Genomic DNA, 12,973 nt, shown 5'->3' with positions numbered 1-12,973 from the left:
GAATAAGGATTGCTTAAAGCAGTCAAACTTCTTTGGAAGCCCCCACTTCAAATTTTCGCTAGAAAATTAAGTTTCGCTAGAAAATTAAGTGGGGGTAGTTCACCCCGGATTTGGCATGGAGCGGGTGATCCGCGCACTGGGAATGTTTGTTGCACATCTTCAGTAGGAAAGGGTTTATGCATATGAAACGAATCGAGGAAATCGTTCGTCTTGTGGAAAACGGAGAAGTAGACAAAGCATTAGGACTTGTGCCTGACATCAAAAAAAATGGCAGTGATGAAGAAAAATACGAGCTTGCGGATTATTTATATTCATGGGGAATGTTAGAAGAAGCGAAAGAATTGCTTGAGGAGCTATCGCTTCGTTATCCTGATGAAGGAGAAGTGCGGCTATTTTTAGCTGAAGTATATACAGAGCTGGAAGAGGAAGAAAAAGCGCTTGAAATTTTAGAACAAATCGATGAAGATGATCCCCTTTTTGCCCGTGCGTGTCTGATTGCCGCTGACTTGTATCAAATGCAAGGGCTCGAGGAAGTAAGTGAACGAAAGCTCCAACAAGCATATGAAAAAATGCCGGATGAGCCGATTATTCAGTTTGCGTTAGCAGAGCTATATTTTTCGATGGGACAATATCCAAAAAGCATACCGTTTTATGAAAAAGTATTAAAAAAAGAAAAGACGATTGCCGGTACGCACATTCCAGAACGGCTCGCCGAAGCGCTCAGTTTATGCGGGGAATTTGAGCAGGCATTGCCATATTACGACGAAGCGCTGCAAGAAAAAATCGACAGCCGGACATTATTCGGTTATGGATTTACGGCGTTTCAAGCGGAGTATTACCGAACCGCAATCGAAAAGTTAAGCGAGCTAAAAGAGCTTGACCCTGAATATGTGCCGCTTTATCTATATTTAGCCAAAGCATATGAGCAAGAAGGACAGCTTGAGAAAAGCTATGAAATTGCAAAAGAAGGGATTCACGTTGATGAGTGGAATAAAGAATTATTGTTATATGCCGGAAAAGTCGCATTAAAACTAAAAAAACCGGATGAAGCAGAGTCGTGGCTGCGCAAAGCCATCGAGATTGACCAAGGATATATCGAGGCGCTGACTACGTTATGTGCGTTGCTATTGCATCAAGAGCGATATGAAGAAGTCGTTTCCTGCTTGGAAGAAGCGATGAAACAAGGGGAGTATGATCCTCAGTTTGAATGGGATTTAGCGCGCGCGAAACATAAGCTTGAGATGTATTCTGATGCATTAAACCATTACCGGGAGGCATATACTTTCTTTAAGGATAATGTTGATTTTCTTGAAGAATATGGCTATTTTCTGATCGAAGAAGGAAATAGAGAGAGAGCGAAAGAAATATTTCAACAAATCGTACGTCTCGATCCTGGGCACATAGAGGCAGCAGACATATTGCTTCAATTGGAGGAGTAGGGGATTGCGGTGAATATCACCTCTTTCTTGGAAAACGATTGAGGGGGAAGCGCATAATGACGCATGTATCCGTGAATGAGAAAAAAGAGTTTATTCGTTGGTTTTTAAATCATTACCAGTTAAAACGCCGGGAATGTGTCTGGATTTTAAACTATCTAATGAGCCATGATCAGCTGATGCAAAAGGTTCATTTTGTGGAAAATGCCCAATATTGTCCGCGCGGCATCATTATGTCAACTCATTGCGTCGATGATGTCCCGTTCCGTTTTTATAAAGGCAATGTCATGACGACAGATGCGGAAAAATCGTTTCATGATATTCGTTTAAATCGGGATGAAGATATTTATATCCAGTTGAATTTCCGTGCTTCTTTCCATTCGCCGCAATATGTCGCAGTATTGGAAGAAAATCCATATGCTCCAAAACAAGTGCAAGTAAATGAAAACGATCGGCGGTTGGCTGAGCAATTTTTAAAAAAATCGCTTTATGAATTTCAACGAGAACGGTTAATGAAACTCATTGACGACGCGCTAGACCGTCAAGATGAAGAGGCATTTCGCCGCCTTACTGATCAGTTGAAACAGTTGTGAAACCTTGCGTTCCGCAAGGTTTTTCTTTTTGCAAAAAATATGGTATGGTGATAAAGAAAATGACGTTGAAAAGAAGGGGAATGTGCATGAAGTGGACAGCAGCAGATGTGGAGATATATGTGAAAGAAAAAGATTATATTGACACAGCTTTAATTCCGCTTATTCCGATTACGATTGCCGATGGCGCCAAAGCGGCTGCATCCGGAGGAGAGTTTGTGCAGCTAATTGTTCATGAGGCGGAACGTCAACTAAAGGGGAGGTTGTTTTTATTTCCGCCATTTACGTATTTTATGAGCGAACAGCGTGAAGAACTCATTCGGCGGCTTGGGGATTGGACAAGACAGCTGATGGAACATGGGATGAAGCATGTTTTTTATGTGACATGTGACCGCACATGGAAAGAATATGAAAATCAGCTTTCTGGCAGGCTGTGGATGGTGCCGGCGATTCCACTGCAGGATATGGATGAATCGTATAAGCAAGAAGTCATTCGCGAACAAACATCTCAGTTGCTGAACTTTTTCATTTCGCAATGGGCATGAAGCAGCGTGATGAAGAAGTTGAAAGGTTAAAGCGATGACGATATTGACCTTGCACGCTGAATGAGCTATCATTAGAATGTCCTAGTTTTATATTGTGTTATACAAATACCGTCCGGTTGGACTTCATTTTGTATAGAGGGGGGAAGACGATGAGTGAAAAAAACCGCGTAACAAGACGCCAATTTTTGAACTACACGTTAACTGGTGTAGGCGGCTTTATGGCTGCTGGCATGCTAATGCCGATGGTCCGTTTTGCTGTTGATCCGATTTTAAAGGATGAAGCGGGGACGGACATGGTAGCGGTAGCGGATGTAAAGGACATTACGACCGAACCAAAGCGTTTTGATTTCAAAGTGAAAATAAAAGACGCTTGGTATGAGTCGGAAGAGCCGCGATCCGCATGGGTGTATAAAGACGAAAAAGGAGAAATCGTAGCGCTGTCTCCGATTTGTAAACACCTTGGCTGTACGGTAGACTGGAATACGGACAAGGAACATCCGAACCAATTTTTCTGTCCTTGCCATTACGGGCGTTACACTAAAGACGGTACAAATGTTCCTGGAACGCCGCCAATAGCTCCGCTAGACCGTTACGAGTACAAAGTGAAAGACGGCAAATTATACTTAGGTAAAGCGAAACCACGAGGGGAGGCGTAATACGTGTTAAATAAGCTTTATGACTGGGTTGACGAGCGTTTAGATATTACGCCTTTGTGGCGGGATATCGCTGACCATGAAGTTCCGGAACATGTTAACCCGGCCCATCACTTTTCCGCATTTGTTTATTGTTTTGGCGGATTAACATTTTTTGTTACTGTTATCCAAATTTTATCTGGAATGTTTTTAACAATGTATTACGTTCCGGATATTAAAAACGCTTGGGAATCGGTTTATTATTTACAAAATGAAGTGGCGTTCGGACAAATCGTCCGCGGTATGCATCACTGGGGAGCGAGCCTTGTTATTGTCATGATGTTTTTACATACGTTGCGTGTCTTTTTCCAAGGTGCATACAAAAAGCCGCGCGAATTAAACTGGATCGTTGGTGTACTTATCTTCATGGTCATGATGGGGCTTGGTTTTACCGGCTACTTATTGCCATGGGATATGAAAGCGCTATTTGCGACAAAAGTAGGCTTGCAAATCGCTGAAGCAACGCCGATTATTGGCCCGGCCATTAAAACGTTGCTCGCAGGAGACCCGGAAATTGTTGGGGCGCAAACGCTAACAAGATTCTTTGCGATCCACGTTTTCTTCTTGCCTGCTGCATTGCTCGGCTTAATGGCTGCGCACTTCTTAATGATTCGCAGACAAGGTATTTCTGGTCCACTGTGATTCGCATAAACGCTGTTTAGTGAGAAGAAAAAGGAGGGAAACATGCAATGCATCGCGGAAAAGGAATGAAATTTGTCGGCGATTCCCGCGTGCCCGCAGTGAGAAAGCCGAATATTCCAAAAGATTATTCGGAATATCCCGGGAAAACGGAAGCGTTTTGGCCGAACTTCCTATTAAAAGAATGGATGGTTGGCTCTGTCTTTTTGATCGGTTTTTTATGTTTGACGGTCGCCCATCCATCTCCATTAGAGCGTATCGCTGATCCGACGGATACGGCATATATTCCGCTTCCGGACTGGTATTTCTTGTTCTTATATCAATTGCTTAAATATTCGTATGCATCAGGTCCTTATACAGTGGTCGGGGCAATTATTATACCAGGGTTGGCATTTGGTGCGTTATTGTTAGCGCCGTTTTTGGATCGCGGTCCGGAACGTCGCCCATGGAAGCGTCCGGTTGCTACCGGAATGATGCTTTTAACGCTTGCGTCAATGGTATATTTAACTTGGGAAGCCGTTGTTACGCATGACTGGAAAAAAGCGGCTGAACAAGGAAAAATCCAGGCGGAAGTGGAAATTGACAAAAACGCAGAAGGATATAAAATTGCCCAAGCTAACACGTGTACGTCCTGCCATGGTGAAAACTTATCCGGCGGTGCAGCTGCGCCATCGCTTATTGGCACAGGCTTGAAACCGGAAGAAATCGCGAAAATCGCAAAAGAAGGTAAAGGCGGCATGCCTGCTGGTATCTTCAAAGGCACGGACGAAGAGCTGAAAAAAATGGCTGAATTCATTGCAGGATTAAAAGAGAAATAAACGGTTCATCATGAAAAAAGCTGGCTATGATTAGTCAGCTTTTTTCATTCATGAAAAGCAGAGAGCAGGTGTGTATTCATGAAATGGGTTTTTCCGTTGCTTGCCCATCGTTCCGTGTTATGGTTTTTGCTTATAGTCAACGTGATCGGGACGATTTACGGATATATATGGTATCGTTATCAATTAGCGGAGACGCCGCCAATTTTTTTGCCGTTTGTTCCAGATAGCCCAACCGCAAGTTTATTTTTTGTGCTAGTTCTGATCGCGTTTTTGCTCGGCCGTCATTTTCCGCTGCTTGAAGCGTTGGCAATCGTGACATTAGTGAAGTATGGCGTTTGGGCGGTCGTGATGAACTTGTTAGTATGGAAAGTGACGGGAACGCTTGATGTCGCAGGATGGATGTTAATCATTTCTCACGGAGCCATGGCGGTCGAAGGAATATTATATGCTCCGTTTTATCGGTTTCGCTTGCCTCATTTAGCGTTCGCGGCGGTTTGGACGTTACATAATGACATCATTGATTATGTTTTTGGAATGATGCCGCGTTACAGCGTTTTAAATCAATATATGCCGCCAATCGGCTATTTTACGTTTTGGCTTAGTATCATTTCGATCGCGATTAGTTATATGTTATGTGTACGAAAAGGGAGACTTTTTCTTTCATTAAATTAATGGTCTACTCTTGTCCACTCCTTCATACATTGTAATAGGTAATGGAGGAGGGACAAGAATGAAGCGAATATGGCTATTTGCTTTTATCACGCTCATTTGTTTATTTCCATCGCATAATTACGCCGCCGAAAATGATGGTGGTTGGAAAAAACTAGATCAAATTTCTGATCAAGCGTTACAGTTGGCGAAAAATGGACGTTTCGAAGAAGCAAAGGAAGTATTGACGTATTTTTCCGATCAGTTTTTTCAAATGAACGCCCGGGACCGGCTTAAAACAGCAGATGAACTTCGCGCGATCACGATTACTCACGAAAATGCACTGAAAACGGTAACAGCATCCTCATTGCCGGAGGAGGAAAGAATTGATAAAGTAACACAGTTTCGCCTTGTCGTTGATGCGATTCATTCGACACATCAACCTCTTTGGTCAGAGATGGAAACAACAGTGATGGGGTCGTTTGATCAGCTTGAGAAAGCGGTAGAACAAGGAAAAGAGGAAGCATTTACCGCCTCTCTGCGCCAATTTTTAAACCATTATGAGCTGATTGAGCCAAGCGTCAAAATTGATGTGCAGCCTGAGGAAGCGAAAAAAATAGATAAAGAGATTGAAATGTTGCAAACACCGGCATTTCAACAATTAAGCCAAGAAGATCAGCAAAAACATTTAAAAAATATGCGCGCAGACTTACAGACGTTATTTGACGGCGTCAAAAAAGACGAAGCCGATCCATCCTTAATATGGGTGATCATTTCTACCGGAGGAATGATTGTATTGACACTATCTTATGTTGGATGGCGGAAATATCGTGGGGAGAAAGAAAAAAACCGCACCCATGAAAATGAATAGGGAAAAGGGGGGCGAGTGGCGCCCCTTTTTATTGTTCTAGCGGCTGCTTCCGTTCATCGAGTGTGAAACCTTCACCAAGCACATCATGGACGTCGGTGACAGCGACAAACGCATGGGGATCAACGGAAATAATGACGTTTTTTAAACGAGGCAGTTCGTTTTTCGCCACCACGCAATATAATACATCCCGATCGCGTTTCGTATAAGAGCCCCGCCCTTTTAAAATCGTTACGCCGCGATCCATTTCCGTTAAAATTTTGCTGGCAATTTCCTCGCTTTTTTCTGAAATAATCGTTGCTCCCTTCGCAGCATATCCGCCTTCCTGCATAAAGTCGATGACGCGGGCGGCGATAAACACTGCAACGAGCGTATACATTGCCTCGCGGTAAGAAAGGTAAAGCAATGAAAGAGTAATAACGGCGGCATCGAACGTAAACATCGTTTTTCCCATGCTAATCCCTTTATATTTATGGACAAGTCGCGCGATAATGTCGACGCCGCCTGTGGTTCCGCCGTAACGGAAAATAATGCCCAGACCGACGCCGATAAATACGCCAGCAAATAACGCCGCTAGCGTCATATCATGCTTTAGCGGCATATGAATGGCGTAACGTTGAAAAATCCAGAGGAAAAGAGAAAGGCCTACCGTTCCGATAATCGTATATAAAAACGAATTGCGCCCAAGCAATTTCCAACCGATAAAGAAGAGAGGAATGTTTAACGCTAAGTTTGTAATGGATGGATCCATGTCAAATAAAAAGTAGAGAAGCAGCGTAATTCCTGTAAAGCCGCCTTCTGCTAAATTATTTTGCATGTTGAAATGGACAAGTCCAAACGCAAAAATGGCAGCACCAAGTAAAATGAAAATAATATTTTTTATTTTTAGCCCGAAAATCATATGGCTACCTCCGTTCTCATAGTAGTCAGCGTCCTTAATTATAGATGAAGTTGTTTGTATAAGCAATGTGCGCGCGTTAGGCGCAAAAATATTTGTCAAAAACGTTGCTTTTAGCTAACATGAAAACATGAGAGGTGACGTTTATGCAAGAAAAGACGATGAAGCAGCTGCAACAAGAGGTAGACGAATATATTAGCCAATTTAAAGAAGGGTATTTCAGCCCGCTCGCCATGCTTGCGAGACTTACCGAAGAGCTTGGCGAATTGGCGCGGGAAGTGAATCATTATTATGGCGAAAAGCCGAAAAAACAGACGGAAAAGGAAAAAACCATTGAAGAAGAACTAGGGGATTTGCTATTTGTCCTTATCTGTTTTGCCAACTCTCTCCATATCGATTTGCAACAAGCACATGATATGGTGATGGAAAAGTTTCGTACCCGTGATAAAAACCGCTGGACGCGAAAAGAAGAGGAGGAAGCATAATGGAGACAATCCGTATCGTCATTGCCGGTCCGCGTGGCCGAATGGGACGCGAAGCGGTTTCCCTTGTACAAAAGACCGATCATTTTCAGCTTGCTGCCGTCATTGACCGTAAAAATGACGGGGGAAATTTAGCGGATGTCGAAGGATTTTCCGGCATTCACGCCCCGATATATACCGATGCTGCCCGCTGTTTTGAAGAAATCAAACCGGATGTACTCATCGATTTAACGACACCGGAAGCAGGAAAAAAACATGCTGAAATCGCGCTTCGCTACGGAGTCCGTCCTGTCGTTGGCACGACCGGTTTTACGGATGAAGATATTCAACGTCTTACCACGTTAGCGGAAGAAAAAGGAATTGGAGCGATCATTGCGCCTAACTTTGCGATTGGGGCCATTTTAATGATGAAATTTGCGCAAATGGCGGCGAAATATTTTCCTGATGTTGAAATTATCGAATTACATCACGACCAAAAACTCGATGCTCCATCCGGAACCGCAGTGAAAACGGCACAGCTTATTTCGATGGTACGCCCGACAAAAAAACAAGGCCATCCGGATGAGAAAGAGACGCTTGCCGGAGCGCGCGGCGCGACATATGACGGCATACCGATTCATAGTGTCCGCCTCCCGGGGCTTATCGCTCATCAAGAAGTGATTTTTGGCGGAAATGGACAAGCATTAACGATTCGCCATGATTCGTTCAACCGCGCTTCGTTCATGTCTGGAGTAAAATTGTCAGTAGAAACAGTCATGAAATTGCATACGCTCGTATACGGTTTGGAACACATTATCGAGTAAAACGGCCACTAAGCGGGGGTGCTATCGTGAAGATCGCGTTAATCGCGCATGATAAAAAGAAAGCGGATATGATTGAGTTTGTTACTGCCTATCAGCCGATTTTAGAACAGCATGAATTGTATGCGACCGGGACAACAGGTCTTCGCATTCAAGAGGCGACAGGACTGAAAGTGCATCGCTTTCAATCAGGACCATATGGTGGAGATCAAGAAATTGGCGCAATGATTGCCCGAAATGAAATGGATATGGTGATATTTTTCCGTGATCCGCTGACCGCGCAACCGCATGAGCCGGATGTCAGCGCATTAATTCGTTTATGCGATGTATATTCGGTGCCGCTTGCGACAAATATGGGGACGGCGGAAATTTTAATTAAAGGGTTAGAGCGCGGCGATTTTGCATGGAGAAACATTGTTCGTGGAAGAAAAGGTGAAATAAATGGATTATGAGCAATTACATATGTTAGCGTTCGGCGCCCATCCGGATGATGTCGAAATCGGGATGGGTGGAACGATTGCCAAATATGCCGAAAAAGGCTATCGCATTGGCATTTGCGATTTAACATTAGCCGAATTATCGTCAAACGGAACGGTGGAATTGCGGCAAAAAGAAGCAAGGGAGGCTGCGGATATATTAGGAGTGGCTACAAGAATAAATCTTGGCCTTCCGGACCGCGGCTTATATGTGACAGAAGAAGCGGTTAAAAGCATTGTTTCAGTAATTCGCCGATACCGCCCGCGCGTTGTGTTTGCCCCTTATTGGGTGGACCGGCATCCGGATCATGGCCGCTGCGCACATCTTGTGGAAGAGGCGGTGTTTTCCGCTGGCATCCGCCGCTATAAAACAGAGCCGGACTTGCCGGCACATCGCGTTCATTCCGTCTATTACTATATGATTAATGCGTGGGAACGCCCGCATTTTGTCATCGATATTAGTGATACGATCGACAAAAAAATAGCCAGTTTGCGCTCCTATGAAAGCCAATTTACAAAAGCGGCTGGATCTGTCGATACACCGCTTACAGACGGCTATATTGAAATGGTGGAAAGCCGCGAGCGGTTATTAGGAAAAGAAGCTGGCGTGATGTTTGCGGAAGGATTTTTCGCAAAAAAACCACTTAAGATTGCCAATGATTTATTAGGAGTGTGACAATGAAGCTAAAAATAGGGATTGTTTGTTATCCAACAGTAGGCGGCTCTGGTGTCGTTGCGACCGAATTAGGGAAATTGCTGGCAGAAAAAGGGCATGAAATTCATTTTATTTCTTCGAGCATGCCGTTTCGTCTCAATAAAGTGTATGGCAACATTTATTATCATGAAGTGGGCGTCAATCAATATTCCGTATTTCAATATCCGCCATATGATTTAGCTCTGGCAAGCAAAATTGCTGAAGTGGCGAAGCGGGAGCGGCTCGATGTGTTGCATGCCCACTATGCCGTTCCGCATGCGGTTTGCGCTGTATTGGCGAAGCAAATGGTAGGCGGGAAATTAAAGATTGTTACGACATTGCACGGAACGGATATTACGGTGCTTGGATATGATCCATCGTTGAGCGATATGATTAAATTTGGCATTGAACAATCAGATGTTGTCACCGCCGTTTCGAATGCGCTTGTCAAGCAGACGTATGAGCTTCTTGACGTACAAAAACCGATCCAAACCGTCTATAACTTTGTGGACGAGCGTGTATATCACAAAAAAAATGCCAATCATTTAAAGAAAGAATATGGGATTGATGAGAACGAAAAAGTCATCATTCATGTATCCAACTTTCGAAAAGTCAAGCGGGTTCCTGATGTTGTGCGCGCTTTTTCTCTCATTCGCAAGCATCTGCCTGCGAAACTGCTGCTTGTCGGCGATGGACCGGAAATGACTGTCGTCAGCCGCCTTGTGACAGAGCTTGGACTTAGTGATGATGTACGCTTTTTAGGAAAACAAGACAAGCTCGATGAATTATATTCGATTAGCGATGTGAAGATGCTATTATCAGAAAAAGAAAGCTTTGGTCTTGTGCTATTAGAAGCGATGGCCTGCGGCGTTCCTTGCATTGGTACGACGATCGGCGGCATTCCTGAAGTGATTGAAGACGGTAAAACAGGGTTTTTATGTGAGCTTGGAAATGTGGAAGAAGTGGCAAATAAAGCGCTTCGCATTTTAACAGACAAACATCTTCACATGTATATGGCCAAGCAGGCGGTTCAAACGGTATATCAAAAATTTTATTCGGAACAAATTGTGGAACAATATGAAGATATTTATTTTTCATTGGCAAAGGGGTGAGGTGATGAAAGAACCATTTCAAAAAGCGCTCGGCATTATTCAAACATTGCAGCAGCACGGATATGAAGCGTATTTTGTAGGCGGTGCGGTGCGCGATCTTTTATTAAATCGAGAAATTGGCGATATTGATATTGCAACATCCGCGCTGCCAGATGAAGTGATGCAATTATTTCCGAAAACGATTGATATCGGTTCGCAACATGGAACGGTAGTGGTTGTTCATAACGGAATTTCCTACGAAGTGACAACGTTTCGAACAGAAAGTGAATATGAAGATTATCGTCGGCCGGGGGCGGTTACGTTTGTCCGATCCCTTTATGAAGATTTACAGCGCCGTGATTTTACGATGAATGCGATCGCGATGGATGCAGAAGGAAAGTTGATCGATCCATTTGGCGGGCAAGAGGCGATTGCAAATCGTATCATTTGTACGGTCGGTGATCCAAAAGCGCGTTTTTCAGAAGATGCGTTAAGGATGATGCGCGCGATCCGGTTTGTTGGTCAATTAGGATTTTCCCTTGATGAAGAAACAAAGCAGGCGATTATAGAAAACGCTGCGCTTCTTGCCCATATTTCGGTGGAACGGATGACGATGGAGTTTGAAAAGCTGCTTGAGGGTCCGTTTGCCAGCCGAGCTTTGTCTTTACTAGTAGAAACAGGGTTGTTTTTATATTTACCGATGCTGCGTGACAAAGAGAATGAATTGCAGGCAGCTGCCCGCTATAATTGGAGGCTGCTCGATTCACGCGGACAGCGGTGGGGATTTTTATGCTATATCCTTTGCGTCGATTCGGCCGCTGACTTTTTACGAGCGTGGAAGCTGCCGAATCGGCTGATCAAAGAAGTGGAGATGGCGTTACGGATTTTACAAACGATTCCTTCGAGCAGTGATTGGACGAAAGAACGATTATTTGAATTCGGACTTGAGCATGCGATTGCCGCGGAAACGATTCGTTCAGTGGCAAGCGGCGAAAATGTGGAGGAACATCGAAAGAAATTGAACGAATTGTTTATGTCTCTTCCGATTAAAACAAAGAAAGAATTAGCAGTAAGCGGAAACGACATCATGAAATGGTTTGGCAAACCGGGAGGGCCTTGGGTAAAAGAGATATTGACACTCATTGAACGAGCGGTTATTCATGGAGAAGTAGATAATCATAAGGAGCGGATTCACGAATGGCTCATTCATCGCAATCTGATACGCGGAGAAAATTGTTAGAGCTATTTTCAGAGGCGAATGGAGATTTTATTTCTGGACAAAAAATTAGTGAAGTGCTAGGTTGTTCACGTACGGCTGTTTGGAAACATATCGAAGAATTGCGGAAAGAAGGGTTTGAATTAGAAGCGGTGCGCCGTCTCGGCTACCGCATTGTAAAAACTCCTGATAAAGTGACAGCAAATGAAATTCAACTTGGTTTAAAGACGGAAGCGTTCGGCCGCTATATTCATTTTGAAGAGGAAGTAACATCTACGCAAAAGATCGCTTTGCGCCTTGCGTATGAAGGAGCAAAAGAAGGGACGCTTGTGATCGCGGAACAGCAAACGGCGGGACGCGGACGGATGGACCGCAAATGGTTTTCTCCAAAAGGAACGGGAATATGGATGAGTCTCATTTTGCGTCCGCCAATTCCGCCGCAAAAAGCGCCGCAGCTTACTTTGTTAACAGCAGTTGCGATTGCGCAAGCGATCCAAGAAAAAGCGAACATCGTCCCGGACATTAAATGGCCGAACGATATTTTAATCAATGGAAAAAAGTGTGTCGGTATTTTAACGGAACTGCAAGCAGACCCTGATCGGATTCATTCGGTGATTATCGGCATGGGCATTAATGTCAACCAAACATTGGATCAATTTCCAGAAGAAATTCGCACGATTGCTACATCGCTCGCCATTGAAAAAGGGGAGCGCATTCAACGTGCACAGCTGGTCCAAGAAATTCTGCTGCGGCTTGAAAGATTATATCAACAGTATTTACAATACGGCTTCCGTCCCATTAAACTATTATGGGAAGGATATGCGACAAGCATCGGAAAAGAAATTACCGCCCGAACGTTAAACGGGACGATCAAAGGAATTGCACTGGGCATTACCGATGAAGGTGTGCTTATGCTTGAAGATGAAGAAAAACATATCCATTATATTCACTCTGCCGATATTCAATTATAAACATTCATCTAGAAAAATTGTGGCAATTTTGTTAAAATACAAACGAATAAGGAAATGGGCAGTATCTTTTGCGAAAGAACTGCACCGGGCAAGAAGGAACAATCAAATA

General features: G+C 43.9%; 16 protein-coding genes. 15 read left to right on the top strand and 1 reads right to left on the bottom strand.

Annotated elements, in window-relative coordinates:
* Positions 1-182: 182 nt before the first annotated feature.
* From DCC82_RS11770 to ypjB, 8 genes are all read left to right on the top strand, one after another.
* Positions 183-1,439 (top strand): tetratricopeptide repeat protein, encoded by a 1,257-nt coding sequence (locus tag DCC82_RS11770; RefSeq protein WP_169712572.1) that lies wholly within the window; start codon positions 183-185, stop codon positions 1,437-1,439.
* A gap of 56 nt (positions 1,440-1,495) precedes the next feature.
* On the top strand, positions 1,496-2,029 hold the full coding sequence (locus DCC82_RS11765; RefSeq protein ID WP_015864268.1) for a ReoY family proteolytic degradation factor: 534 nt from the start codon (positions 1,496-1,498) through the stop codon (positions 2,027-2,029).
* A gap of 86 nt (positions 2,030-2,115) precedes the next feature.
* The gene (locus tag DCC82_RS11760; protein WP_015864267.1) at positions 2,116-2,571 is read left to right on the top strand and encodes a YpiF family protein; all 456 of its coding nucleotides are present in this window, start codon (positions 2,116-2,118) and stop codon (positions 2,569-2,571) included.
* Between the two features lie 149 nt (positions 2,572-2,720).
* Positions 2,721-3,227 carry a QcrA and Rieske domain-containing protein gene (locus DCC82_RS11755; RefSeq protein ID WP_015864266.1) on the top strand — a complete coding sequence of 169 codons (507 nt, stop codon included), beginning with the start codon at positions 2,721-2,723 and terminating at the stop codon, positions 3,225-3,227.
* Positions 3,228-3,230: 3 nt separating this feature from the next.
* Complete coding sequence (gene qcrB, locus DCC82_RS11750; protein ID WP_015864265.1) at positions 3,231-3,905, top strand: menaquinol-cytochrome c reductase cytochrome b subunit; 675 nt, start codon at positions 3,231-3,233, stop codon at positions 3,903-3,905.
* Positions 3,906-3,952: 47 nt separating this feature from the next.
* Positions 3,953-4,720, top strand: a complete 768-nt coding sequence (locus DCC82_RS11745) for a menaquinol-cytochrome c reductase cytochrome b/c subunit (RefSeq protein WP_097354684.1) — start codon at positions 3,953-3,955, stop codon at positions 4,718-4,720.
* A gap of 78 nt (positions 4,721-4,798) precedes the next feature.
* The gene (gene lhaT, locus DCC82_RS11740) at positions 4,799-5,392 is read left to right on the top strand and encodes a lipoprotein heptaprenylglyceryl N-acetyltransferase LhaT (protein ID WP_089097844.1); all 594 of its coding nucleotides are present in this window, start codon (positions 4,799-4,801) and stop codon (positions 5,390-5,392) included.
* A 58-nt stretch (positions 5,393-5,450) separates the two neighbouring features.
* Positions 5,451-6,239 carry a sporulation protein YpjB gene (gene ypjB / locus DCC82_RS11735; RefSeq protein WP_015864262.1) on the top strand — a complete coding sequence of 263 codons (789 nt, stop codon included), beginning with the start codon at positions 5,451-5,453 and terminating at the stop codon, positions 6,237-6,239.
* Positions 6,240-6,267: 28 nt separating this feature from the next.
* On the opposite strand, the gene DCC82_RS11730 is transcribed toward ypjB, so the two are convergent.
* Entirely contained in the window at positions 6,268-7,137 is an 870-nt protein-coding gene (locus DCC82_RS11730; RefSeq protein WP_062678517.1) for a YitT family protein, read from the bottom strand.
* A 143-nt stretch (positions 7,138-7,280) separates the two neighbouring features.
* Here DCC82_RS11730 and DCC82_RS11725 point away from each other — a divergent pair, with 143 nt between their 5' ends.
* Genes DCC82_RS11725 through DCC82_RS11695 form a run of 7 tightly spaced genes read left to right on the top strand, consistent with a single transcriptional unit; the run spans position 7,281 to position 12,864 of the window.
* Positions 7,281-7,619, top strand: coding sequence for a nucleotide pyrophosphohydrolase (locus DCC82_RS11725; protein WP_015864260.1), 339 nt, complete (start codon positions 7,281-7,283; stop codon positions 7,617-7,619).
* Positions 7,619-8,419 carry a 4-hydroxy-tetrahydrodipicolinate reductase gene (gene dapB / locus DCC82_RS11720; RefSeq protein WP_015864259.1) on the top strand — a complete coding sequence of 267 codons (801 nt, stop codon included), beginning with the start codon at positions 7,619-7,621 and terminating at the stop codon, positions 8,417-8,419. Before DCC82_RS11725 ends, dapB begins: the two co-directional genes overlap by 1 nt.
* A gap of 26 nt (positions 8,420-8,445) precedes the next feature.
* Entirely contained in the window at positions 8,446-8,868 is a 423-nt protein-coding gene (gene mgsA, locus DCC82_RS11715) for a methylglyoxal synthase (RefSeq protein WP_015864258.1), read from the top strand.
* Positions 8,858-9,568, top strand: coding sequence for a bacillithiol biosynthesis deacetylase BshB1 (bshB1, locus tag DCC82_RS11710; protein ID WP_097354683.1), 711 nt, complete (start codon positions 8,858-8,860; stop codon positions 9,566-9,568). Before mgsA ends, bshB1 begins: the two co-directional genes overlap by 11 nt.
* A 2-nt stretch (positions 9,569-9,570) precedes the next feature.
* Entirely contained in the window at positions 9,571-10,698 is a 1,128-nt protein-coding gene (gene bshA, locus DCC82_RS11705) for an N-acetyl-alpha-D-glucosaminyl L-malate synthase BshA (RefSeq protein WP_015864256.1), read from the top strand.
* A 4-nt stretch (positions 10,699-10,702) separates the two neighbouring features.
* Positions 10,703-11,917, top strand: coding sequence for a CCA tRNA nucleotidyltransferase (locus tag DCC82_RS11700; RefSeq protein ID WP_062752700.1), 1,215 nt, complete (start codon positions 10,703-10,705; stop codon positions 11,915-11,917).
* Positions 11,875-12,864: a biotin--[acetyl-CoA-carboxylase] ligase gene (locus DCC82_RS11695; RefSeq protein WP_097354682.1), complete on the top strand. Its 990-nt coding sequence runs from the start codon at positions 11,875-11,877 to the stop codon at positions 12,862-12,864. Before DCC82_RS11700 ends, DCC82_RS11695 begins: the two co-directional genes overlap by 43 nt.
* Positions 12,865-12,973: the final 109 nt, after the last annotated feature.

The sequence above is a fragment of the Geobacillus sp. LYN3 genome, assembly GCF_003064505.1.
GTDB lineage: Bacteria > Bacillota > Bacilli > Bacillales > Anoxybacillaceae > Parageobacillus_B > Parageobacillus_B toebii.
This window is presented reverse-complemented; position numbering and strand designations above follow the sequence as displayed.